17 protein-coding genes, 1 pseudogene and 1 other annotated feature are annotated in these 25,315 nt (G+C 39.3%); of the genes and pseudogenes, 3 read left to right on the top strand and 15 right to left on the bottom strand.

Annotated features, from left to right (window positions below; translation table 11 throughout):
• Window positions 1-8: 8 nt before the first annotated feature.
• The 5 genes from CS063_RS07755 to CS063_RS07775 form a co-directional block, all read right to left on the bottom strand.
• Entirely contained in the window at window positions 9-752 is a 744-nt protein-coding gene (locus CS063_RS07755; protein WP_099449131.1) for a C40 family peptidase, read from the bottom strand.
• A gap of 143 nt (window positions 753-895) precedes the next feature.
• On the bottom strand, window positions 896-1,753 hold the full coding sequence (locus CS063_RS07760) for a C40 family peptidase (protein ID WP_099449132.1): 858 nt from the start codon (window positions 1,751-1,753) through the stop codon (window positions 896-898).
• A 222-nt stretch (window positions 1,754-1,975) separates the two neighbouring features.
• A complete protein-coding gene (locus CS063_RS07765; protein ID WP_308415455.1) occupies window positions 1,976-3,025 on the bottom strand; it encodes an aldose epimerase family protein in 1,050 nt (349 codons plus the stop codon).
• A gap of 168 nt (window positions 3,026-3,193) precedes the next feature.
• A complete protein-coding gene (locus CS063_RS07770; protein ID WP_180270726.1) occupies window positions 3,194-4,330 on the bottom strand; it encodes an isocitrate/isopropylmalate family dehydrogenase in 1,137 nt (378 codons plus the stop codon).
• Between the two features lie 151 nt (window positions 4,331-4,481).
• Window positions 4,482-5,849: a 2-isopropylmalate synthase gene (locus CS063_RS07775; protein WP_180270727.1), complete on the bottom strand. Its 1,368-nt coding sequence runs from the start codon at window positions 5,847-5,849 to the stop codon at window positions 4,482-4,484.
• A 474-nt stretch (window positions 5,850-6,323) separates the two neighbouring features.
• Here CS063_RS07775 and CS063_RS07780 point away from each other — a divergent pair, with 474 nt between their 5' ends.
• Entirely contained in the window at window positions 6,324-6,566 is a 243-nt protein-coding gene (locus tag CS063_RS07780) for a hypothetical protein (RefSeq protein WP_099449135.1), read from the top strand.
• Between the two features lie 60 nt (window positions 6,567-6,626).
• On the opposite strand, the gene CS063_RS07785 is transcribed toward CS063_RS07780, so the two are convergent.
• Window positions 6,627-7,040, bottom strand: coding sequence for a hypothetical protein (locus CS063_RS07785; protein WP_099449136.1), 414 nt, complete (start codon window positions 7,038-7,040; stop codon window positions 6,627-6,629).
• Window positions 7,041-7,169: 129 nt separating this feature from the next.
• Here CS063_RS07785 and CS063_RS07790 point away from each other — a divergent pair, with 129 nt between their 5' ends.
• Window positions 7,170-7,682, top strand: coding sequence for a hypothetical protein (locus tag CS063_RS07790; RefSeq protein ID WP_099449137.1), 513 nt, complete (start codon window positions 7,170-7,172; stop codon window positions 7,680-7,682).
• Window positions 7,683-7,702: 20 nt separating this feature from the next.
• Window positions 7,703-7,978, top strand: coding sequence for a hypothetical protein (locus CS063_RS07795; RefSeq protein ID WP_099449138.1), 276 nt, complete (start codon window positions 7,703-7,705; stop codon window positions 7,976-7,978).
• Here CS063_RS07795 and CS063_RS07800 read toward each other — a convergent pair.
• From CS063_RS07800 to CS063_RS07845, 9 genes and pseudogenes are all read right to left on the bottom strand, one after another.
• Window positions 7,972-8,469, bottom strand: coding sequence for a gamma carbonic anhydrase family protein (locus CS063_RS07800; RefSeq protein ID WP_099449139.1), 498 nt, complete (start codon window positions 8,467-8,469; stop codon window positions 7,972-7,974). The genes CS063_RS07795 and CS063_RS07800 overlap by 7 nt on opposite strands.
• Before the next feature lie 42 nt (window positions 8,470-8,511).
• Window positions 8,512-10,122, bottom strand: a complete 1,611-nt coding sequence (locus CS063_RS07805) for a vWA domain-containing protein (protein ID WP_099449140.1) — start codon at window positions 10,120-10,122, stop codon at window positions 8,512-8,514.
• 282 nt (window positions 10,123-10,404) lie between these two features.
• Complete coding sequence (locus CS063_RS07810) at window positions 10,405-17,814, bottom strand: carboxypeptidase regulatory-like domain-containing protein (protein ID WP_099449141.1); 7,410 nt, start codon at window positions 17,812-17,814, stop codon at window positions 10,405-10,407.
• 350 nt (window positions 17,815-18,164) lie between these two features.
• A complete protein-coding gene (locus tag CS063_RS07820; protein WP_099449143.1) occupies window positions 18,165-19,451 on the bottom strand; it encodes a GHKL domain-containing protein in 1,287 nt (428 codons plus the stop codon).
• Window positions 19,448-20,185 carry a LytR/AlgR family response regulator transcription factor gene (locus CS063_RS07825; protein WP_099449144.1) on the bottom strand — a complete coding sequence of 246 codons (738 nt, stop codon included), beginning with the start codon at window positions 20,183-20,185 and terminating at the stop codon, window positions 19,448-19,450. The genes CS063_RS07820 and CS063_RS07825 overlap by 4 nt, the downstream gene beginning before the upstream one ends.
• Window positions 20,186-20,365: 180 nt before the next feature.
• Window positions 20,366-22,762, bottom strand: coding sequence for a leucine--tRNA ligase (gene leuS / locus CS063_RS07830; protein WP_099449145.1), 2,397 nt, complete (start codon window positions 22,760-22,762; stop codon window positions 20,366-20,368).
• 51 nt (window positions 22,763-22,813) lie between these two features.
• Window positions 22,814-23,032: a binding site (T-box leader), on the bottom strand.
• Window positions 23,033-23,107: 75 nt separating this feature from the next.
• Window positions 23,108-24,058, bottom strand: a complete 951-nt coding sequence (locus CS063_RS07835) for a DUF4349 domain-containing protein (RefSeq protein ID WP_099449146.1) — start codon at window positions 24,056-24,058, stop codon at window positions 23,108-23,110.
• 210 nt (window positions 24,059-24,268) lie between these two features.
• Window positions 24,269-24,741: pseudogene (locus CS063_RS07840) on the bottom strand (TspO/MBR family protein).
• Between the two features lie 99 nt (window positions 24,742-24,840).
• Window positions 24,841-25,257 carry a flavodoxin family protein gene (locus tag CS063_RS07845; RefSeq protein ID WP_099449147.1) on the bottom strand — a complete coding sequence of 139 codons (417 nt, stop codon included), beginning with the start codon at window positions 25,255-25,257 and terminating at the stop codon, window positions 24,841-24,843.
• Window positions 25,258-25,315 lie beyond the last annotated feature (58 nt).

Genomic DNA, 25,315 nt, shown 5'->3' on the forward strand with positions numbered 1-25,315 from the left:
TAACCTTATTATTCAATAACACGCTTGTAGCCCATAATAGGTGCCATACCCCTTTGCATCATTGGACTTACTTTTACTGTACTGCCTGGTACTGTGGCATGGACAACTGTATCATTACCTACATAAATTGCTACATGATTGACTGTACCATAACCATAAAATACTAAATCTCCAGGTTTTAATTGTTCACGTGATACTTTGTAACCATTTGATGCAAACTGTCCTCTAGAGCTTCTAGTTAATGTCACTCCAAAGTGCTTAAAAACAGCTGTTGTATAACCTGAACAATCAACACCTTTATTTAAATCATTACCTCCTGAACGATAAGGAGTACCAACAAATTGTTTGGCATAGTTAACAACTTGCTCCCCTATAGATAGTTCTTGCTTTTTAGGTGCCTCAACCTTTTCTTCTTTTGTTACTTCCATATTTACTTCTGGTGCTACAGACACCTCTTCTTCTGCCTTCACTTCTACGGAGCTAGCAGCTTCCTTTATATATTGTTTTTCCAAATAGACAATCTCATTCTCTTCGATTAAAACCCCATAATAACCTTCTGTTTCTTCTACAATAACTATTTCTTCACCTTCTCTTATATAACAGGCTACTTCTCCGTTGTTATCAGGTATGACATAGGCATAGGCTGTTTCTGTGGCTACACCATTTTTTTCTTCTGCAGCTAATAAACTTGTTGAAAGAATTGTAAAAGACATGAATACGGTGGCTAAAATCTTAAGAGTTTTGCTTTTCACTATTATTTCCCCCTGAATGTTTATCTATTTATCTTGTACGTTAATATATTATTTATAAATGTTACGAACTTATTATAAACTATAACTTTTTGTATGTCAACTATTGACTAAATTATTAAAAATTATATTTAAAATTTATCCATTTAGTCTAAAACACGTTTTATACCAATCATAGGCTTACCATAATAAAGCTTACTCATCTTAATTCCTGATTTAGCATCACTTGCGTGGATAATTTGTCCCCCACCTGCATAAATCGCAACGTGATCAATTGTTTTCCCATTGGTACCGTAGAACACTAAGTCTCCTGGTAAAATATTATCTACACTTACACGGTAACCATTTGTACTATATTGAGCTCTTGAGCTACGTGCAATAGAAACTCCAAATTTTTTCATAATTTGCTGTGTAAAGCCTGAACAATCCACTCCTGTGGTTAAGCTGTTACCACCATAGACATAACGTCCACCTAGAAATTGTTTGGCATAATTTACAACTTCCTCACCAATATAAGTTTTTTGCTCAATTGGTTTTTCTACTACCGTTTTCTTATAAGGGAGAAGCTCTAAATCTGTTTCATCAATTTGACTTTTATAAATATAACCTTCCCTATCTTCTAGTTTTACTTTATAAAAATTATCTTGTCTCTCAAGAGCTAAAACAACTGTTTCTGCATCAAGAAAATCGATAATATCTGCCTCTGGACTTGCAGCTACTCTTACTTTCGTATCTTCAGCCGTAGCTTTTGTCAGACTTCCTAATATCTGAACGGCCTCTTCCTCTACTTCGTAAGTACTTTCATCTTCTAAAGTTACTATGTACTTACCCTCCTCTTTAGACACAATATTAACAACGTCTCCTTTTTCCTTTATAACAGGTTCTTTACCTTCTGTTTGAAGTAAGGTTTCACTTTGTAATGTACCATAAACAGCTGCCTGTGCTGTTCCTACTAAAGCAAATACACTTAGTCCTGTAATAAATAATAAACGATATAATCTCATGTTATTCCTCCAAAACTTATTATAAGTTATTACTAACTTGTTATATTTGTTAAGTAATTGTTACAAACTTATTATATAAGCTTAAGACCCATTTGTCAACAGCTTCCAGTCTTTCTTTATTTTTGTAAGTTAATTCATAAAATAAAAGAACCTATTAAAAACTATATTTTTAGTCTTTAATAGGTTCTTAATTTATTTCTAAATGGATTATCCTATCTCTCTTTAACGTATTCCAAACTTAAAGACAGTCTTTTGTCTATAAGTATCTTCTGGTTTTAAAATAACTCCTTCTTTAAAAAGTTCATTACGCCCAATAGGTAAACATTGCGTTTCAAAGCAAACACCATAACGAGGCTTTTGAGATTCACCATTCTCTAATAAAAGAGGAGCATCTGCATGATTCATAGTATACATAACCACACCTGGTGCTGTTGTAGTCACTTCCATATATCTTTTTGAAACCTTATCATAAAACTCAACGGCTACTTCATCATCATTTAGCACCCATGGGTGATCATATCCAGCTCCATTAACAAGCTGCTCATGCTTTTCATTAATATCTCTACCAATAGCTTTTGCCTTTCTAAAGTCAAAAATACTATCTTCATTAAGTGCAATCAGCTTACCCGTCGGAATAAGCTCTGAGTCTAATTCACAATATGTATCACTATGAATAACTACTTCTTGCTCTAAAATAGGACGTTTAGCATCACCTGATAAATTAAAGTAGGTATGGTTCGTAAGATTAATAATGGTTTCTTTATCTGTTGTAGCTGTATAATCAATCGTTAAAGAATTATCATTTTTTAACACATAGTCTACCTTTATATCTAAATTCCCAGGAAAACCTGCTTCTCCATCCCTACTCCAATAAGTAAAGCTTACTGTTGCTTCCTCTGCATCACTCGTCCCTTTACCTTCCCATAGCTGTGTATGATAAGCTACTTCTCCACCGTGAATAGTATTTTTACCATTACTATTCTTGGCAAATTCATAAACTTTATCTCCTAGCGTTACTTTTGCCTCACCGATCCTTCCAGCAACTCGCCCTATAATAGACCCAAAGCAACCTGGATTTTCCTCATAAACACTCTTGTCTTGCCAGCTTAAAACTACATTTTCTAGCTTTCCTTCTTGATCAGGTACTAAAACCTGAGTTAATGTTGCCCCTAAATTAATCAGTTCTACTACCATGCCTTGATCATTCATAAGCTGAAATTTTTTAATTTCTTTTCCACTTTTAAGCACTATACTTTCCTCTGTAAACTTCATAAAATTCCCCCTTAGTATTTCTAAATAGCATTTCTCAGTTCTTATCATATCAAATATAACTATAATTTTCAATTTTGTATTAGATTTATGAATCTTATTTTTCTAAAATTAAAACTCCCTTTATCTAAAGAAAATACTTTCTTTAAAATAAAGAGAGTTCTATTTAGTTTATAGGTTAGCAATTACGCAGTTAGCAAATTCTTCACCCGTTGCTCCATCACTTCTACCCGTCATTTTAATTGTATCATTGGCTATTTTAAGTGCTGTAAGAACATTATCTGCTTCTTTTACATAACCAATGTGACGAAGGAGAAGCTCTGCTGCTTTAATCATACTAGCTGGATTAGCATACATTTGCCTTCCTGTTTCTAGCATACGTGGTGCACTACCATGGATTGCCTCAAACATAGCATATTTATTACCTATATTTGCACTTCCTGCTGTTCCTACCCCACCTTGGATTTGAGCAGCTTCATCCGTAATAATATCTCCATAAAGGTTAGGAAGAACAAATACTTCAAAGCCTGTTCTTACTTTTTCATTAATAAGATTGGCTGAGATAATATCTACAAACCAGTCATCTACTTGAATCTCAGGGTAATCTTTTGCTACATGATAGCAAAGCTCTAAGAACTTGCCATCTGTCTTTTTAAGAATGTTTGCTTTTGTAATAATAGCTACATGTTTTTTACCATTTTTACGGGCAAATTCAAAAGCTTGACGTGCAATTCTTTCTGTTCCTTGAGTAGTGGTGACTTTAAAGTCAAAAGACATATCTTCATCAATCACTATCCCCTTACTTCCAAGAGCATATTCACCTTCTGTGTTTTCACGGAAAAAAGTCCAGTCAATGCCTAGCTCTGGTACAGCTACTGGGCGTACATTAGCAAAAAGATCTAATTCTCTTCTCATGGCTACGTTAGCACTTTCAATATTAGGGCCATCCCCCTTGCTTGGTGTAGTTGTAGGACCTTTAAGGATAATGTCACATGCCTTAAGCGCTTCTAATACATCGTCTGGAATAGCTTTGCCAGCTTCTATACGATTTTCAATGGTGAGTCCTTCAATTTGCCTAAATTCAATTTTACCTTTTTCTATTTCTTCTTTTAAAACTGCACGAAGTACACGTTCTGCCTCAGCAGTAATTGCTGGTCCAATTCCATCTCCACCACAGCATCCAATAATGATTTTATCCATTTGATGATAGTCTATGGCACCCGTATCTTGTTTCATTCTCTCTACACGTGCAAGCTGAGCTTCTACAAGTGCTGCAAAATGCTCTTTTGCCTTTTGTATCTTATCCATCTTCAAAATCCTCCTTCACTTATATCCGAAACCTTTACTTTTCTATTATACCAAAATAAGTTGGTTTTTGTCCAAATATTATTTTACTTTATGTATTTTTATAAACAATTAAAGAGGTAGTTTTATTTTCTATCTACCCCTTTGAAAAATTTTATTGATTCGTAGTTAAATAGCTAGAAATAAAATGTTCAAGTTCCTCATCACTCATAACCGTTGTACGTCCATCTTCATACTCTTTATCTACCCATTCTTTGATTTGTATACAAAGTGGGTCGTTTTTATCAATATCCTTCAGTTCTTTAAATTTAGGACTGGTGCTAATCCAATGGGCAATACCAGCAAGACCAGACGTATTGCTTACAGATACACGCACAGGACGATTAAGGAATTTATCTGTATCAAAAATATTATAAATCTCTTCGTTCTTTAACAAACCATCCGCATGAATCCCTGCACGTGTTACATTAAAGTTCCTTCCTACAAAAGGTGTGCGCTCTGGAATTTTTTCTCCAATAACATTTTCAAAATACTCTGCAAGTTCTGTGATAACAGTTGTATCCATACCATCTAATGTGCCTCTTAACTGTGCATACTCAAAAATCATTGCTTCAAGAGGTGTATTGCCTGTTCGTTCACCTATACCAAAAAGTGAACAGTTAACCCCTGAACAGCCATACAGCCAAGCAGCAGTTGAGTTACTAACTGCTCGATAGAAATCATTGTGCCCATGCCATTCAATCCATTCATTTGGCATACCTGCATAATGGTGAAGGGCATACATAATGCCTGGAACACTTCTTGGAATCATGGCACCTGGATAACTCACCCCATACCCCATCGTATCACATGCACGTATTTTAATAGGAATCCCCGCTTCATCACTTAGCTTTTTAAGCTCTGCAGCAAAAGGTACAACAAAGTTATAAATATCTGCTCTCGTAATATCTTCAAAGTGGCAACGAGGTACAATTCCTCTCTCTATGCATTGCTTAATAACCTTTGTATAATGTGCAATAGCTTCTGAACGTTTCATATGTAGCTTATGGAAAATATGATAATCTGAACAGCTTACCAAAATTCCTGTTTCTTTAATCCCTATTTGCTTAACAAGTTCAAAATCCTTTTCAGATGCACGGATCCAAGAAGTGATATGAGGAAATTCATAACCTAATTCCATACATTTATAAACTGCTTCTCTGTCTTTTTGACTATATAAAAAGAATTCGCTTTGTCTCACAATTCCTTTGGGACCACTTAAACGATGAAGCATTTTATAAATCTCTACAATTTGTTCTGTTGTATAAGGTGCTCTTGACTGTTGGCCATCCCTAAAAGTAGTATCTGTAATAAAAATTTCCTCTGGCATATCCATTGGAACACGTAAACTATTGAAGGCAATTTTAGGAATTTCGTCATATGGATAGAACTCCCTAAACATATTAGGCGTTTCCCTTTCTTCTAATTGATACCTAATCTCAGGGCTTTCAAGAAGATTGGTTCTTTTATTCATTTCAAACATTTTCATCACCTCTTGAATTTTATTTGAAACAATCCTTTAATTGTCAGACATTTCATAGGTATAATTGTATACAATGATACATACTCTGTCAATATTATTTTTAAAAAAATACTTAGGATTTTATTTTTTTACTTTTATTTATATTTTAAAAATGATTTAACAATAGTAACATTTTTTCCCATGCCTCATACTATATTAGTGAAGATACTAAGATAATTGCTTGATGAATTTCTACAATATTTTTTCGAAAACCAAAAAAAAGGATACAAGCGCTAGAAAGAAATAAATTCTTTTCTATTTTTGGTAATTATAGTCATTTTTCTTCTCCTCACGTAATAAACTAGAATATGTGAACTTAATTAGAAGGAGGGTAAATAGGTGACTTAAATCTAGCGTCTTAGCCTACTTTTATTCTACTTGGTATCATCTATAAGAAACTTATTACATTATTTAATTATATAGGAGGTAAATAGAATGGATGATTTTAGACTTTTAGACAATGGCAATATGTGGATATGGATAATTATAGCCTTTTTACTTTTCTCTGGCTGTGGTAGCTGTGGAAATGGTCTTTTAAATGGTTCTGAATGTGGTATTGGCAATTTGTTTGGTGGCTGCAATAATACTTGGACTTGGATCATTATTGCTGTTATTCTCTACTGGTTATTCTGCAGCAACAGCTGTGGTGGCGGTGTTTTTAGAAACGATATCCAATAATAATAAATAGAAAAAAGCCAAGGCGTTTAGCCCTGGCTTCTTTCTATTTATTATTATTTTTTAAGAGTGTTCACCCTCTAAAGTATTCCTCTCTAGGCTTCCTCTTTCAATAGCTGTTATTAGTTTGTACATAATAAGCTTATAAGTCAGCTTTTTTAACAGCTCCCTATCTTTGTTATCATCTCGATAAAGTGTTTCTAAATGTTTATACTCTGTAAAGCTTTTTTCAATTATATCATTATAAATAATAGCATCTAGTATAAACTTAAGAATAGGTTTTTCCTCTGGCATAAAGGGAATGATGGCTCTTAGAAGTTGTGCTTCCTTTCCTAAATTATTTTCACATTCTGAGCGATAGCCCTCTATTTTCGTTTTAAACTGTGCTAAATAGGTTTTATCCATATAGCCCCAAATAAGGGCTGCGATTTCATCCAAATCCCTCTCAATATTTATAGATGTACTTTCTTTACTCATAAAAAACCATCCTCTTTTTTAGTTTCTTTATAGTGTATTCCTATTTCTTTACAAAAATAACCAAATAAGTTCTATTACTTTACATGTCTGACATACATTATAAAAGAAACTGTTAAAGGTGGTTTTCCTATGAATTCTTTAGATAACGCTACTCGAAATGATTTCCTACTTATTTCAAAATCACTCATTCCCTATTTAAATCCTAACAATCAACGTTCTGCAGCTATTTTTATTAAAGCTATAGAGCTCCTTTATACGGTAGAAGTCTTTTCAAAAGAAGATTTTGTAAGAGGCTTTAGTCGTTCTACTGAGCAAGGCTGGGAAAAAAGCTTTTTACGTGATATACGTAAAGACCTTTCAGATGAACGTGGCTATTTTATAGATGTTTTATTAAAACTTTCTGAAGCAAAAGATATTTTTGCAATGCGTAACCAGTCCCACTCTCCTATGTCGTCTAGTACAAACCTCGACTCTGGTATTCCTGTACAAGAAAGTATTACACCAGAAGAGCCCAAAATGCAGACAAACGCCAATACTACTCATCAAGGGCCTAATCCAAGTGATATCCTGAGTAGTCTATCCAGCTTATTAGACCCCAATCAACTGCAATTACTTAAAGTACTTTCAGGCTTTATGAAATAAAAATCAGAAAGGAGAACCCTATGAATCTTTCAACTCATCCTGCTTTTTCTCATGTTGATCCTAACTTTTTGCAGACACTACAAAAAACCATCGATCATACAAGCGGTAAGTCCGAACTTGAAATGCTTGGTACAATGATGGCTATCTCTAATGAGGCAAAAAAGAAAAACATCTCTTTTACTCCAGAGATGCAAACAGCTCTTTTAGATTATCTTAAATCACACCTACCTGTTGCAAAGCGCAAGCAATTTGATGCCTTTCTCTCTATGTTTTTATCTAAAATGAATACTCAGTAGTCTGCTATTAGCCTTTCATAGTGTTTAGCTGACTCTACTAAATCTTCCTTTTGGGCTTCAGTTAATGGTTTTATCACCTTGGCTGGAGCCCCTAATACGAGCATCCCATCTGGAATAACCATGCCTCCCGTTACTAGGCTCCCTGCTCCTATCAAACAATTTTTACCTATCCTTACTCCATCTAAAACAATACTTCCCATCCCTATTAAACTATAGTCTCCTATCGTACACCCATGTAGTGTGACATTATGCCCAATAGTTACTCCCTCACCTATACATAGCCCCTTATCCTCTCCTACGTGTAAAACACATCCATCTTGTATGTTTGTCCTTTTTCCTATCTTAATCTCATGGACATCCCCTCTTAAAACAGCATTATACCATACACTGCACCCTTCTTCTAACCAAACCTTACCAATAAGCTGGGCTCCCTCTGCAATAAAGCACCCTTCCTTTATTTGCGGAAAGTAACCTTTATAACCATGTAACATGCTGTAATCTCCTTTTTTAATCCTTATTTAACTTTTTGCTTTTCAGTTTTCCTTATCAGTATACACTATATTATTTGATTTACTCTCCTCTTTTGGGTTATTTAATATGTAATGCTCAAGCATTCTTACCTTTATCTTATCCTCCTCATAGCTTATGTAGATTTCTCTTGGGGTTTGATTATCAGTTTGTTGATTTTCATATTCTAAAAAATGCGTCGCTTGTCTTTCCTTATAAACTGCATCATATATTTCTTGCATTACTAAAGTATCTTTTATACTCCGGTAAAATCCTCCCGTATTATTAGCAAGTGCTTGTAGTATAGCTCCTTCTTCTCCTATATCAATGATAAAAATAGGTATCTGATAATGTTTAGCTAATTCAGTTAGCATTTGAGGTGTACACTTACTTTCTCTTTCCCTGCCATCACTAAAAGCTATGATACATTTAACTCCCTCTTGTTGAGCCATTTGATTGATAGCTACATAAAGTGTATCATAAATTGAATCCTTAGCCTCTTTCATTTCCATCATTTGATCTATAGCTTCTAAATAGTTCTTTTCTTCTAAGCCCTCAAGAGTTACCTTGTCTCCTTCTTGAAAATGTACTTGACTCATCAGTTGCTTTATAACCTCTTGTCTATTCTTTAAATCCTCTTCTCTTATCTCTTCACTCACATCTAAAACTAAACCTATATTTAGTTTCTCTCTCTCCTTTAGCAAGCTCACTTTTTCAACTCTATAAGTAGTATAATTTTTTTCGCCTATTAATCTTTCAGAAAGATAAAAGGCTTCAGGTATTAATTCTTTTTCTATTTTCTTATCTTTGTCATCCTTTAACGTAACATAAAGCTTCATGGTAGGATAGTTAGAAGCATCCACTTGATTAATGGTTAACGTATAGGGAATGTAGCTATTTATTAGTTCAGCTACTGCTTTACTTTTCTTAAATTTTCTAAGAGCATCCCCATACTTACCACTTTCAAATAATGCCTCTCCTTGTTGTTTTAAATAAACTAGGTGCTCTAATTCTGCTTGATAGGCCCTTGATAAATTCATTTCTTCTAGCTTTTTCTTTAAGAGTTGAATTTGTTTTTTATTATCCTCTATAATATACTTTTTAAAAGCTTTTAAATCTCTCACTGCTAATTGTCCCGCTTCTAAGTCTCCTTTTTCAATACTGGTATTTAAATCCCTATTAAGTTCCTCTAGCTGCCTTTCATTTTCTTCACTTAATACATAGTTCTTACTTAAATCGTCAAAGGCGCCTTGATACTCTTTAAGTTGAGCAAATTCCTTACTATAGTTTTCAACCTCTTTCTCTATTTCACTGAGCTTAGCTTGCTTGCGCTCTAGTTCTCTAATATTTTTTTTCTCAAGTAATGCATAATAATTATCTAAGGATTTTTTATACTCTTCGCCCTTTACTCCTACTCCATAATCTTCTATGTTTTGGCTAAGTGTCGTTAATCTTTGACTATAAACCTCTATAGTCTTTTTTTCCTGTAGCTTAAAAACGAGAAACCCTCCCCCCATGGCAAGTACAAAAAAAACTAAACTGTTTTTCATATACTTATAACGTTTTGCCTTACGTAATCCCTTTTTCCCATTATTAGAACTTTCCCCTTGTTCTACTTTATATTTCGGGCAAAACATATTCACCTCAGCTCCTTTATACAAACTCAATACCTACTCACGTTTTCTATCTGTTTATATTTTATTATATATATTAAAATATTTCCACTTTTTTGTTTAATTTTTCTATAAAATAATACCTTCTGGATAATTTCTCTTATAACTCCTGAAGAATTCTCCTTATACTAACTATACCCCTTATATCTTTACCGCGCTTTGTCACGGAACTCTGGAAAATAAAGGAGGCGGTAAGCAAAATGCTTACCGCCTTCAGTTTAAATGAGCTTTTAGTTTATGCCGTTATTATTTGTTAGAGAACAACTCATAAAAACGAGTTAGAATAGCTGCTACCTCTGCGCGAGTAGCACCTGTTTTTGGATCAAGCCTGTTGTTTCCTTTGCCAGAAATCAGTCCGTTTGCAACAGCCCAAGTCATTGGAAGCTTTGCATAACCAGAAATAGTGCTGGCATCGGTAAACTGAGACAAGCTAGAGGTTTTACTTACATCATACCCCTTAAACTGCGCATAGCGATAAAGAATAGCTACCATTTGCTCACGAGTGATATTGTCCTGTGGTCCATACTTGCCGTTACCATAACCCTTGACAATCTTGTGTTCCTGTCCCCAGGTCACACCGTTATAATACCAGCTTCCTATTGTTACATCATCAAAAATAGATGTCACAGTTGCTCTTGGCTCGTTTTCCATACGGTGTAATACCGTCACAATCATACCACGTGTGGTGTCAAGATAGGGGCTGAAGGTCGTATCAGATGTCCCTTGAAACCATCCTTTTCGAGTTGCTGTATAGACAGCAGCTGCAAACCAATCTTCATCTTTCACATCATCAAACTTGACATCATTAGGCTTTTCATCGGTTTTTGGATTTTCCAAACTGCTATCTTTCCTGAAAATAACTTTCAATGTATGCTCTTTTGTTATGTTCTTAAAGCTGTAGCTTGTGCTCGCACCAACGCTTTTGCCGTCTACTAAAACATCGAAAACCATATAGCCCTTTTCGGGGGTAAAGGTGAAGGTTTGATCACTCCACTCAGGAATGGTCACCTTATTGTCAGCGCCTGGATCAGGAACTATGGTGCCATTGCCTTCCTTGGTGATTTGAATGTCATAGGCGTTGTAGCTGCTACCGCCGGACGAACCGCCGCTGCTACTACCACCGCCACCGGTATTGCTTTGTAAGTTATTGTACACTATAGCGTAGGTAGAGAAGGCATCGGCATCAAAGGCTAATGTCTGCATCACTTGATCATAGTTCGGTATAATGACCTTTATGCTGGTGATACCGTTTTCGCTATGGGCACGAATGACTTGATAGCCTTCTTTGCCCTGCAAGGCTGTTGGCAAATCAAGTACAATATGCAAGGTTTGACCAGACGGTGGTTGAATATTTTCTGTGGCGTTATCCACTACTGTTCCTGTGATGATTTTGACTAGCTTTGCTTCGAGATACATTCCCACCTCTTGATTTTGTCCTAAAGCAGCATCCATTTCTTCTTTATCGGCGGGTATATCTTTCTTTTCCACTAGCAGCTTGATTTCCACCTGTGCCCCTGACTGTTTTGCAATCGCACTATCCTGTGGGGTGAACATCTCATCCAAATTGCGCACGGCTACAGAAGGGGTGCTGCTGCCTTGGATTGTAACCTTGGTAAGCTTGCCCCCGTTTGGCAAAGTAAGATTTTCTGTGATGCTAACTTCTTTTATGGTAACCTGCTTGGTTACAATCTGAGCATTCTTTTGGGCAACAAGGCTGTAGCTACCGTAAGGAATGACTTGAAACTCGTATTTTCCATCTTTACCTGTAACAACAGTACTGCCAAACTGTGTGCCATCGGTTCCGTACTTCATCAGCTTAACTTCCGCCCCTACTACAGGCTTTCCATCCTCATCCTCTACTACGCTGCCATTCAAATCCCCTGTCTTGTCGGGAGCTTTGGTAACAGTGAGCTTTGCCGGATGTGTGACTTTGTCTGATGCCCCTTGGGAACTAACTACACAGTAATAGTAGCTGACACCCGCAGGTTGCTTATCCAGGGTAAGGGCAGCAGTGGTTTTGTCTTCTAGCTTTGTACCACCATTGTTTGCATTAGTAGTATTTTTGTACCACTGATAGGTAAGCGTAGCTGACTTGGTGGCAACTGCTTTGACAGCGAAGCCAGCAGTCATCTCACTAGTAACCTCAATAGCCTTAGGCTGCTGGGTGATAGTGATACTATTGGTTGCTGGGACAACAATGTCCACCTCGCCATTGGGATAGGTTGGGTAGTTAGGATTGTCAGGGTCGCCGGGGTCAATTTCCTTGATGAGGGTTCCGCCACCTGACAGCGTAATGGTAAGGGTATATTTGCCTAGAGGTAGCATTTCAAACTTGTATTTTCCGTCTACTTTAGTGGTTCGCGGATTTGGACTAATGCCTGCAGTCGGTGCAAGTATTACCGTTGCATCCTTTACTGTGTTGCTGCTATCATCCTTTACTGCACCTTCAATAGTCATGTACAGACTGTTACGTACGGTTACCTTTGCCACATTAGAGGTTTTTGGTTCTGCACCGCTGGCTTTCACCTCACAGTAGTAGTAGGCAATGCCTTTTGCTGCAGTAGGTGCTAAATAACTGCTGCTCGTTGCCCCGCTGATTGCTGTACCCCCTGTGGTGCTACTTACTGTGTTTTTGTACCATTGGTAAATCACTGCGTTGCTATTAGACACACCTGCCGATATGCTAAGCCCTGCTGTATCGCCCAGTGCCACTGTCATAGACTTGGGCTGACTGGTAATGCTGATGGTGGGCTTTGCAGGAGGGGTAATTGGAAGATCTGGGTTGACGTTAGGCACGCTAATTGGCTGCTCCTCGAATACCTCTCCACTTGGAAGGGTGATTTTTAGTTTGTAAGTGCCGTTAGGTACTTCAATAAACTTAAATTTACCATCTGCAGTGGTGGTCTGTGGATTGCTACTTGTGGTGAATTTTTCTGGTGGATTGGGGTCGGTACAGGTCAGCTGTACAAGCTCTACCGTTGCACCTGCAATCGTTTGTTTGTCGTCGGTTTGTACGGTGCCTGCAAGGATGCCGTAGGTAAATACCGTTACCTTAACAGGACGTGTAGTAACTGATTCTAGACCTGTTCCTGATACCACGCAGTAGTAGTAGGTTGTGCCCTTGGTTTCTGTAGGAGACTTGTAGTCCTTGGCAGTGGCACCGCTGATTTCAGTACCCCCGCTGTTGGCATTTTGGGTATTCTTATACCACTGGTAGGTTACTGCCGTGCCATTGGTGGCATTGGCTGCTGCTGTTAGCGTAACAGCTGTGTCCTTTTTCACAGTGGCATCCTGTGGCTGTTCACTGATTTGGATACTTGCCTCATCGGGAATCACGATGTCCGGGTCGATGGGCTCAGATGGGTCCGTGGGGTTCACACCTGGGAAAGCGTATGGTCCATAGACAATCTTGCCACCGTCTGGCAGGGTAATGGTAAGCTTATAGTTGCCATCCGGCACAAGTTTAAATTGGTATTTTCCGTCTGCTAATGTAGTCTGTGAATTGCTGCTGCTCGTGATAGCACTACTGCCATAGGGCCAAGTGCCTACGTACTCCAACTTGACAGTTGCGCCCTGTACAAGGTCACCGTTCTCCTTTTTCACCTCGCCTGCAATGGTGTTGGTCCCCACTACCTTTAGGGCTGCTACGCGGGTATAGGCGGTTAGCTCAGGTGGTGCAGTGACGGGTGATACATATGCATAGCCGTAGAGCTTATAGATGCCACGCTCTGTAGGAATATTGTTGTTCGTTTCATTAATGGTCAGTTGACTGCCGGTCTGCTCAATCCGCTTATCCTTGTCTACGTCTGGCTTGTTATTTAGGAGCCAATACCAATAATGTGCCACGGAATCCGCAAGGTGCGGCGTGCGCTCGCCCAGCATTTCAAAGACAGCATTCTGCCCTGGGATGCCCTTGATGATGTAGCCATCTTGAGGCTGTCTTGTAATGGTTAGATAAGGCTTTGGCTTCACAAGCTTCACATTGCTGTAGTCGCCGGTGACATTGGCGGTCACACTACTTGTATCCTCAAATGTAGCTGTGACGGTGAAATAGTCCTCTGGGATATTGTCGAAATGGAACTTGCCGTCTGCGCCGGTGATTGCCGCAGCCGTACCGTATGTAGGTAAAAGTGTCACGCTGACTCCAGAAATAGGAGTGTTATCTTCTTCCACGACTATGCCGGAAACAGTAACGAGCTTCGTCCACTTGGCATAGACGGTTATGCTAGTATTCACAACCGTTGCACCAGTAAACTGTTTTCCGCCTCCGGTTTTCTCAGTATACCACCCATCAAAGCGGTGGTTTTCCTTGGTAGGAGCGTTTGGCAGCGTAATGAGACTGCCCTCCTCGATGCCACTGATTGACAATACGGTGCTGCCGCCGTCGCTGTCAAAGGTAACCGTGCAGAGCTTTGGTGCGTCGGTCACCGTGACGGTCGCCGTCGCTGACTTTGTGCTGTCCGCCTTGGAGGTTGCCGTTACTGTGAGGGTATTTGCTGTTTCAAAGGCATTCACTGTCAGCAAGCCGGTTGCATCAATAGTACTTTTTGTGCTTCCACTTACACTCCACGTTACACCCACTTCACCTGTACCTGTACCCGTCACGTTGGCGGTAAATTGCTGGGTTTTCGTCTTTTTAACGGTTGCAGTAGACGGGGTTACCGTCAAGCCAGTGATGTTAGAGGTTACCGTGATGGCAAGTTCCTTGGTGTCACTGCCGCTGGCATTGGTTACTTTGACGGTAAAGGAAAAGGTCCCGCTCTTTGTTGGTGTGCCGGTGATTTTACCCTCACTGCTGAGCGTTAAACCATCTGGCAAATTACCGCTTGCTTTGCTCCATGTTGGCGTAGGGTAGCCCGTTGCTTGTAAGGTTTCACTATATGCCGTGCCCACTATACCACTAAGTAGGGTTGTTGGGGTTATACTTGGCTTGGCTGGTGTCTGGACATTGATAGTCATACTTGCCGTGCCATATTTTTTAGGATTTTGGGTTGAAGTTGCCTTCACCACATAGATTTTACCGCCTACTGCACTACTTGTCACAGTCACTTTGCCCGCTGAATCGATAGAAACGTTCTCATCATCGTTTAAAATGGACCATGTGACAGTTTGGTTCGTTTCATCCGTCACAGTGGCGGTAAACTGCTGTGTGCCGCCCTGTGCAACGGTGGCATTTGATGGGCTGACCGTCACACCACTTACGATAGGATTGCTACTGTTGCCAGTACCGGTACTGGTGCCGATGCTATAGCCAATGAGGTGTCCAATATATATTGGGTTATCAGAGCTAGTTCCGATATCTCTGGTAGCAAGCTCGCCAGTTTTCTTTATTGTAAGGCCCTTAGGGGAGTAACAGTTTTGCATTTGTACAACACTCCCCACTAGCCCGCCGCCTCCTATCACGCCGCCTACGAAGGAATCTCCTATGACCATACCACTGTTTTGGCAGTTTTTTACTCCTATACCGTTGTTTCCATTACAGTCCTTTCCCACCACGCCACCGATGTACGATCTTCCTATGACCCTGCTACTGTTTTGGCAGTTTTCTACTATTCCATATACAGCATTTACTGCTGTCACACCACCAACGCATTCACTGTACTCACTGTCGATGATGCCACTATTTGTGCAGTTTTTTAATATGCCTGCGTTGGTTCCCACTATGCCGCCGAGTTGGCCACTTTGTGAGTAGGTATTTACGTAGGTTCCTCTGACCGTACCGCTGTTGGTGCAATAATCTACTTTTCCACTATTACATCCCACAACACCACCGCCGTTGTCGCCCGAGCCCGCGTTAATGACCGTGCCGGTGTTTTGGCAGTTCTGTACTATTCCATAGTTTAATCCCACTACACCGCCGACCATGCTGTTGACCGTACCGTTGCCTCCTATGTTGCTGAACGTACCTATGACCGTGCTACTGTTTGTACAGTTATCTACACTTACCTTTTCTGAAGCCCCAATTACTCCCACCACACTACCGACCAGAGCATTACGATTGCTGATATAGCTCTTTGCTACCGTAACATTCTTTATACTACCATCTTTGATTGCTCCGAACAGACCCACACCTCTTAAATGTGCTGCTCCGCTCCTCACGCCCATAGATAGCGCGTTATGATACATGCCGCTGATGGTGTGGTTGTCGCCATCAAAGGTTCCGGCAAATGCCTTTGCATATGTGTCTGTTAACGTATAACCATCTGCTTGGCCGATGGGCATCCAGCTGTTTAAGCCGGTGGTATTATCGTTCCAGCTTTCCCAGTCTGTTGTGTCATTGAGCACAATATCCGCCGTTAGCTTATAGTGGGCACATTGTAGATAGGCATAGGTTTGAGCATCTTGGTCTAGCGCTACCTTACGAATACCTTGGCCATAGGAAGGCGAATCCTTATCAATGAACACATATTGGTTGATAACAGCCGATAAGAAACGCAGCTGCTTCGCCGTGGCAATTTGATAAGGGTCATCTTGTGTACCGGTGCCGCCATCAAAAAATACTTCGGAGGTCACATCCCAGCTTCTAGCAGTGCCCCCAGATGTACCTGTAAGCGAGAGACTACCCGATGCTAGCTCCTTACTAAATGCCATGGATGTTCTTGTCCCAGTTCCACTTGTCGCACTGCCACTGCCACCACTTATGGTAATTGTACCTGTCCCTCTCACACCAATGCCACAGCTTTCTTGCGCATTACCGCTCTGGACTGTTAGGTTACCACCTTTAATAGTAATTGTACCGATTGTACTGCCAACTCCCTGAACTGCAATGCCATAGCTAGTACTTTTTGCATTGCCACCAGTTACTGTGATCGTACCACTATTAATGATAAGGTTCTCTGCGTGAATGCCATAGCTAGCGCCGTTACTTGCATTACCAGTAGTTGCCGTGATCGTACCACTATTAATGGTAAGGTTCTTTGCGTAAATGCCAAAGCTAGCGCCATTACTTGCATTGCCAGCAGTTGCCGTGATCGTACCACTATTAATGGTAAGGTTCTCTGCGTGAATGCCAAAGCTATAGCCATCACTTGCCATACCACCAGTAGTGTTAAGTGTACCTGTACCCTCTATACTCATCAAACCCCCTCTACAGGTAATGCCCCTGCTATAGTAGTTTCTACCGTCTGTACGTCCACTGATTACTGTGTTTGTTGTTCCATCCAAAAGTTTGATTGTTGCATCCGGTGGTAGTATGATTCCATAGCTTTCAACTGAACTATCCTGCCCAGTAATGTTTGCCCCCGAAAGAACGAGGGTATTAGCACTATAGCCATCTGCAGCGGTTTTATACCACGCCCAACCTTCAGCGCTGTCGGTGACATTGGTTGTGGTGAAGTTCACGTTTATCAGTTGGCCAGTCGTCGTCGCGCTCTCATAGCTACCGTTTGTACTTGTCAAGTCCAGCGTAGTCTTCCTTTCGATTGGTATAGGGTCGCTACCCCCTGGGGATGCAAATGCACGTACCGGCAACATGGACAGCATCGGGCCAGTCGTCGTCGCGCTCTCATTGCAACCGTTTGCACTTGTCAAGTCCAGCGTAGTCTTCCTTTCAATCGGTATGGGGTCGCTATCCCCTGGGGATGCAAATGCACCTACCGGCAACATGGACAGCACCATACATACCGTGAGCAAAATACTAAAAAGTCTTTTTTTCATATTCTTCCTCCTATTTTGTTATTTTTTTGGGCCAGTAACACACTCCCACCTCTAGGCAGCGCGGCTTATCTAAGTGAAAGTCAGCATATTTACAAAACCAACATTGCTTAAGCCCGTGTAATGTATCACCTCTTGGCTCATAGGCTGGGCAGACCTGCTTTGGCCAGACATTGCCATCAGCGTTGGGCGCTGTGAGGAATGCCTCCTCACGCCTGTATGCTTCCATATTCAAGATCTCCTTTATGGAATAAATTTTCGTTATATTACGTCAAAAGAATAGCATAAAAAAAGTGTAAAAAGACAAATTACACTTAATGTTGTCATTTTTACACTTAATGTTATCGTTTTTCTTATAAAATCATTCGCACTCTAAACATTTCACTCTCAATTTTGAAAATCAGCTCGCCTTCATACTTTTTAGTAAAGGCAATCACGCTTTTGGTGCCCATGCCGTGACCCTCCTCACAGGTTACAGGATAACCCTCTTTGTCAAGCATGGTATCCTCAGTGCAGGGATTTTCAAGTTCCAAAATCAGCCGTCCAACATTGTAGCAAATAAAGCGGAGGGATTTCTCCCTGCCTTGCGGTAGCTTACTACACCCCATAATGGCATTTTCCATTAGATTGGACACCACCACGGAGAGTTCTGCTCCATCTACCGTCAACTCAGCCGGAATATCCAGTTCAATATGGGTTTTTATACCTGCACCTTCTGCCATGGTGGCATAATGGCCCACCGCCGCGTTGACCATAGGATTTTCACAGTAAACACGACTAACTTTCGGTTCAACCTGTACTTGGCCTTGGAGCAGTGCTATTGCTTCAGCAGTGTTATTCTGAGACAGTAGCTCTAAAAGCATATTGTTAAAGTGCCGTCTATCGTGGGTAGCACGGCTGTTTTGCTGTGAAACCTCCTCCATGAGTTTAAGCCTTTGACTCATACTATTTGCCGCTAAGTGAAGATATTCCTGCTCGGCTTGGATTTTACGGTTTTCCTCATACATGTCATACTTTTCTGTGATGGTTTTTAGTGAGTGGATAATGGCAATATATATTGTAATACCAAGCACAATTAACACTATTAAAGAAATATCATTTTGGCTGAGCCTTTCTACAATATCCCCGCCAAAGAAGTAGCCTAAAAAACTGATTAGCAATACCAAAATGGGGAGCATATAGATGTACCAATAGTCCAGCACACGACGATAAAGCTCAGATACCCACTTGTAAAATACAATGATTACCACTGAAAATAGTACCAGTCGTAAAAAAGCGTTGCCATAGTAGGGATCGGGGAAGATATCTGAAAGTATATAGCTTAAGAATACCACAGCAACATAGATGTTTAGCATGGTGATATAACTAAAGCACCACTGCATAATTTTATCGGTGAACAATGGCTTGAGGGCGATGCCGATGATAATAAGCATAACAAGGTCAAGGTGGAACACGGCGGTGTAGTTGTTGGCCCTATAAAAGTAGGCGTTGCCACTGATGTTGAAAAGCAAAATGAATGCCGTTGTAATGATGTAGATCCATTTGCTTTTGTACTTAGGGATTGCCATGGTGCAAAGGAGTAGCACCAGCATAACATCGGTAATAACCCCACGGAGCAGGTCAGGAAAAATTTCACTCATTTTTGTCTCTCCTTTGCCATAAGGTAGTCGGTGTAGCTATCACGTACTGCTATGTATTGCTTTGCAGAAATCGGTACAATTTTACCACCACGTAGGGTAAAGCTGTCCTTGGCAAACTCTTCTATGTATCGCATATTGACTACAAATGCCTTATGACATGTCAGGAAATAAGGTTTTTCCAAAAGCGGTTTTATATAATCGGCAAAGCTTTCCCGAATGGTGCGACTTACAAGTTCCTCCCCACCCGTTAGGATGTACAGAGCAACGTGATTTTTGTATTCACAAAAAAGAATATCCGACGGCTTCAGTACACGAATGCTATCGGCTGTTTTGACGGCAAGGGTCTGTTCCTCCGATAGATCTATTTTAGAGATTGCAAGGGTTAAGGTGTCAAAAAGCTGATGCTTATCCACCGGCTTTATGAGATAGTTGATAGGGTTTACACTGTAGGCTTGCAAGGCATACTGGGGCTCGGTTGTGATATAGATGATTTGCGCTTCGCGGTCAAAACAGCGAATTTCCTTGCCCAGCTCTAGGCCATTTACCATGGGCATCACAATGTCCAATAGGTAAAGGTGAAAACAATCTGCCTGCAGCTGATGCAATAGGTCGTCTGGGTGAGTGTACTGCTTTACCTCTGCTGACAAACCGTATGCAGTAAGGTATTCGGTTATATAGCTTTGCATCATCGTAAGCTCTTTTGGCTGGTCATCACAAATAGCTATTTTAAGCATAGGGTCACCTTCTTCACAAATATCTAAATATTGATAATATTATTATATCATGTAGCCTGTTTAGAGTCTATTGTTGCTTCTACGTCTCGTGTGATTTGAGTAAGGGACTATTAAACTAAGCAAGGCTCTGAGAATTCATCTTCCCAGAGCCTTGCTTTTGACGTATTCCGTTTGCGTTTCTTATTTCACTACAAGGTTAACAATACGCCCTTTGACATAAATCTCTTTCACGATTATTTTACCTTCTAATTTAGCAGCGACTAGCTCTTTCGCTTTTGCAATTACCTCTGCCTCTGGGGCTTCTGGGGAAACTGTCATTCTGCCTGTAATTTTACCTGTGATTTGAATAGCTATTTCAATTTCATCTTCTTTCATTTTTTCTTCATCATAAGTCGGCCATGTATTAGCAAAAACACTCCCTTTTTCCCCTACTGCTTCCCAAAGCTCTTCACTGATGTGAGGTGTAAATGGAGCAAGCAGTACAATAAGAGTTTTGATGGTTTCACTATCTAGCCCTCCTTCTTTCTTCTGAAGGTCAGCCAGCTTGTTGGTATATTCCATAAAGCCACTTACTACTGTATTGAGATTAAAACCTTCCATACGAATAGTAATATCTCTTATTAACTTATGGCGAAGTCTCTCCATTTCTCTTGTTTCTGCTACAGGTTTGTTTTCATCCACTAAGCGCCATACTTTATTGAGGAAACGGTTAACACCTTCAATTCCTCTATCATCCCATTCCGAATCTAATTCTGGTGGTCCAATGAAAAGTTCATACATGCGAAGCGAATCACAGCCATATTTTTCAACAAGCTCATCAGGAGAAATCACATTCCCCTTTGATTTACTCATCTTAGCACCGTTTTTAGTCACCATTCCTTGATTAAAGAGACGTGTAAAAGGTTCTTCAAAATCAACTACACCGATATCATATAAAAATTTAGTGTAGAAACGTGCATAAAGTAGGTGAAGAACAGCATGTTCAATCCCTCCTACATACATGTCCACAGGTAGCCATTTTTTCATATCTTCTTTACTAACAAGCTCTTTGTCATTGTGTGGATTTGGATAGCGTAAGAAGTACCAAGAAGAGCCTGCCCATTGTGGCATGGTATTGGTTTCTCTCTTGGCTGGTCCACCACATTTAGGACAAGTGGTGTTCACCCATTCATCGATTGCTGCAAGTGGTGATTCACCTGTACCTGTTGGTTCATAACTCTCTACTTCTGGAAGACGAATAGGAAGCTCTTCTTCCTTAACACCTACGATGCCACAGCATTTGCAGTGGACCACTGGTATAGGCTCTCCCCAGTAACGTTGACGTGAAAATACCCAGTCACGAAGCTTATAATTAGTAGTTTTTTTACCAATATTTTTTGTTTCTAGGAATTCAGGAATGGCTTTTTTGGCTTCTTCTGAAGACATACCATTAAAATCACCAGAGTTAATCATAAGACCAGGTTCTGTATAAGCTTCTGTAAGTTCTTCTTCTTTACCTGTCTTAGAAATAACTTGAATAATAGGTAAGTCAAATTTCTTTGCAAAAGCAAAGTCTCTCTCATCATGAGCAGGTACACACATAATCGCACCTGTACCATAATCAGCAAGAACATAGTCTGAAATCCATACTGGGATTTTTACTCCATTAAGTGGATTAATGGCATAGCAACCTAAAAATACACCCGTTTTATCTTTATCTGCCATACGGTCTACAGAAGACTTTGTTGAGGCATCAAAGACATACTTTTCTACTTCTGCTCTTTGCTCCTTGGTTACAAGGTTTAATACCGCCTTGTGTTCAGGTGCTAACACCATGAAGCTTGCACCATAAAGCGTATCTGGACGTGTAGTAAAGACTTTCACCTTTTCATCACTGCCTTCAATCTCAAAGTCAATTTCTGCACCGTAGCTTTTACCAATCCAGTCTGCTTGCATTTTTTTTACTTTTTCTGGCCAATTCAAATTCTCAAGGTCATTTAAAAGTCTTTCTGCATAGTTGGTGATTTTAAGCATCCATTGACGAAGGTTTTTCTTAGTAACAGTTGATCCACAACGTTCACAGCAACCTTCCTTCACTTCTTCATTAGCAAGTCCTGTTTTACAAGATGGACACCAATTAATAGGCATTTCCTTTTCATAGGCTAAGCCATTTTCAAACATTTTAAGAAAAATCCATTGTGTCCATTTATAAAACTCTGGATCTGTTGTGTTGACTTCTTTATCCCAATCATAGATGGCACTAATATCATGTAATTGACGTTTAAAATTTGCTACATTTTCTGCTGTTGCAATGGCAGGATGAACTTTCTTTTGAATGGCATAGTTTTCTGCTGGAAGACCAAAGGCATCCCATCCCATTGGATGAAGCACATAATGTCCTCCCAAGATTTTATAACGACTCCACACATCAGAAAGCACATATCCTCTCCAATGTCCTACATGAAGCCCGTTTCCTGATGGATAAGGGAACATATCTAAACAATAATAAGGCTTTCTATCAGGTGTTTCTACATTAATAGGTGCCTTTTCCCAGTTTGCTCTCCATTTCTGCTCAATTTGCTTATGATCGTATTTCATACTTGTCTCCTCCTTTAAAATAAAACAAAAACCTTCCGCTCTTAATCATCATTAAGAGACGAAAGGTTGTATTTCCGCGTTACCACTCTCATTTGCATCCTCTAAGGCTGCACACTTCACTCTTCTATAACGGGAAGACCCGCTGCCACCTACTTTTATTTCAGTACAGAACTTAACGATGAGTTCATAAAATTTGCTTTACTATTTCACACCATCCAATAGCTCTCTGAAAAAGCGCCTCTTACTACTATTTCGTTTCATTGTCTTTAGCTTTTTTCATTTAAAAGTGTTTTCTTACACTATTTTCATAGCAAATTCTATCACATAAAATATTTAAAATCAACGCTATTTCTCTTGTTTTTCCGGCAAAACCTCTTCTTTTTTGTTTTTCTTTAACACTTTATTTTTAGTATGTCTATTCAAGCGGATAGTGAAAAAGGCAATAACGGCCACAAAGGGTACAAAAACAACTAAAAAAGGAATGCAAGCAACTACTGCCAATATAAAATTCTTTGCTAAATCAATGACATTTTCAACTGAACGATTAAAGGTTTTTACTAATCGATCTCCAAAAGTAATCACCGGCTTTACCTCTTGCACCTTTTGTACCTCCTGAATATGAATATTAATCGTACTCATATCCACTAGTTGATCATATTTCTGAAGGGTTCCCTCTGCTTTTTCAAGCTCATAGGTAACCTCTCCTAGCTCCTTCTCTATCTCAAAAAGCTCCTCTAAAGAACCTGATTGCTCGAGTAAACTTAAAAGCCTTTCATGGCGAGTCTTAAGACTTTTAAGACGAATTTCTGTATCTACATATTGGTTGGTAATATCCTCACTATTGGTACTGGTTCGCGTAACGCTCCCATACTCTTGTGGACTATTTAAAAAACTATCAAAATGCTTTTGAGGTATACGTACCTCTAAGTAGGCAGAGCGCATATTTTGATACTCCTCGTAGTAATTACCTCCTTCTACATTGGAGTTTTGAATATAGCCTTCTAAACTTTGGATTTTTTTTCCTAAAGCCTCTACACAAGCTTTAAACTCTTTTGTTTGAATTTCCATTTCTCCTGTCTTAATCATCTTACGATTGTAAGCCATATTCGTATCAATAACAGGATTCCCCTCACTTAGCTCTGCTTCTTCTATAGCTGTATCTGCCACTTGGCTTTCACTCTTCGTCTCTGAAGTAGCCGTCTCATATCGATTACTTTTAGATGATGCACTACACCCCGTACTTAAAATGATTAAACTCAGTATCCATACTCCAATTTGACCCTTTTTAAATTTCATCTACCTTCCTCCTACCTCATTTATAACTCATTATAAACTATTTTATACTCACTTAGACGTATTAATTGATTATTAGTTCCAATTTTTTGTATTATTCATTTATTCTTCCCTTTACTAGCCTTTTATAAAAAAAAGGCGATTACTCTTTACCACGCAGTAATCGCTTTATATCCAATGATTTCCTTTACTACTCGTTGTGTTTTAAACTCCTTACCTATTTAAAAAATAAATAGCCAAATTTAAATACCCTGCAAAAGTTACCCATAACAAATAAGGAATTTGAAGCCAAGCAGCTAATGGACTCACCTCATAAAATGCACGAATCATAAAAATGATAAGAATCCATAATATAACTAACACTCCAAAGGCCAATAAATATTCCCAAAATTAAAGAACACAATGGACCACAAAAAATTAAATAAGAGCTGAAACCCATAAATACTAAGTGCTTTTTCTTTAGTCCTCTGAGGCGCCTCGGCTTCATATACCAAATATGCTGATATCCCCATCAAACTATACAAGATCGTCCAAACAATAGGAAAAACAAGACCTGGTGGTGCTAAAGGCGGCTTCTTAAGTGCCTCAAAAACCTCCATGCTATTTTGGGTTAAAAAACCTGCAAAAAAACCAATCCCCAAACTAATTACTAAGCTAATTATCAAACTTTTCCAATTTATTTTCATCCTACATTCCCCCTAATGTATTCTATGCAGCCTGTCTCCCCTAAATACCTCTCCACTGAATACTCATTACCTTTTCATCATCCCTCTAGTAGTGGAATTCTAATGAGGCTTCACCAGACTTATTCCTCTAACCCTCCTTTTTCCAAGCAGTGTATCCATTTCATCCATCACCTGAGTGTAGGGATTTTTAGCATCCCCTTTCATAAGAATGTACTCTACTTGTTTTAATTGCTTCCCATATTGCTTCAAAAAGGTACGCATGGGTGTAGCCAAGGTACCTGCCCATACTGGCATACATAAAACTACATGGTCATATTGACTCAAATCTTTCTCAATAGGTGCTATAGGCGTTTCTAACTTTCTAACTGCTTGATAACCTGATTTAATAAAACCTAGAATCCCTTTACGCTTTACCAAATCTTGAATCTCTATTAAGTCACATACTTCTTCCTTAGCGTAATCCTCTGCTGCTTTTTTTACGTTACCATCTTTTGAATAGTATACAATTACCTTCATATAAATTTACCTCCTATTATATTCATAATTTATTATATATACACACTAATCAGTATTG

Origin of the sequence: Sporanaerobium hydrogeniformans (assembly GCF_002735925.1) — a bacterium.
GTDB classification, from domain to species: Bacteria; Bacillota; Clostridia; order Lachnospirales; family Cellulosilyticaceae; genus Sporanaerobium; species Sporanaerobium hydrogeniformans.

Coding starts and splice junctions, on each gene's coding strand:
- CS063_RS07760 (WP_099449132.1), bottom strand. CDS start 1,753: ATGAGATTATATCGTTTATTATTTATTACAGGACTAAGTGTATTTGCT.
- CS063_RS07765 (WP_308415455.1), bottom strand. CDS start 3,025: ATGAAGTTTACAGAGGAAAGTATAGTGCTTAAAAGTGGAAAAGAAATT.
- CS063_RS07770 (WP_180270726.1), bottom strand. CDS start 4,330: ATGGATAAGATACAAAAGGCAAAAGAGCATTTTGCAGCACTTGTAGAA.
- CS063_RS07775 (WP_180270727.1), bottom strand. CDS start 5,849: ATGTTTGAAATGAATAAAAGAACCAATCTTCTTGAAAGCCCTGAGATT.
- CS063_RS07780 (WP_099449135.1), top strand. CDS start 6,324: ATGGATGATTTTAGACTTTTAGACAATGGCAATATGTGGATATGGATA.
- CS063_RS07785 (WP_099449136.1), bottom strand. CDS start 7,040: ATGAGTAAAGAAAGTACATCTATAAATATTGAGAGGGATTTGGATGAA.
- CS063_RS07790 (WP_099449137.1), top strand. CDS start 7,170: ATGAATTCTTTAGATAACGCTACTCGAAATGATTTCCTACTTATTTCA.
- CS063_RS07795 (WP_099449138.1), top strand. CDS start 7,703: ATGAATCTTTCAACTCATCCTGCTTTTTCTCATGTTGATCCTAACTTT.
- CS063_RS07800 (WP_099449139.1), bottom strand. CDS start 8,469: ATGTTACATGGTTATAAAGGTTACTTTCCGCAAATAAAGGAAGGGTGC.
- CS063_RS07805 (WP_099449140.1), bottom strand. CDS start 10,122: ATGTTTTGCCCGAAATATAAAGTAGAACAAGGGGAAAGTTCTAATAAT.
- CS063_RS07810 (WP_099449141.1), bottom strand. CDS start 17,814: ATGAAAAAAAGACTTTTTAGTATTTTGCTCACGGTATGTATGGTGCTG.
- CS063_RS07820 (WP_099449143.1), bottom strand. CDS start 19,451: ATGAGTGAAATTTTTCCTGACCTGCTCCGTGGGGTTATTACCGATGTT.
- CS063_RS07825 (WP_099449144.1), bottom strand. CDS start 20,185: ATGCTTAAAATAGCTATTTGTGATGACCAGCCAAAAGAGCTTACGATG.
- leuS (WP_099449145.1), bottom strand. CDS start 22,762: ATGAAATACGATCATAAGCAAATTGAGCAGAAATGGAGAGCAAACTGG.
- CS063_RS07835 (WP_099449146.1), bottom strand. CDS start 24,058: ATGAAATTTAAAAAGGGTCAAATTGGAGTATGGATACTGAGTTTAATC.
- CS063_RS07845 (WP_099449147.1), bottom strand. CDS start 25,257: ATGAAGGTAATTGTATACTATTCAAAAGATGGTAACGTAAAAAAAGCA.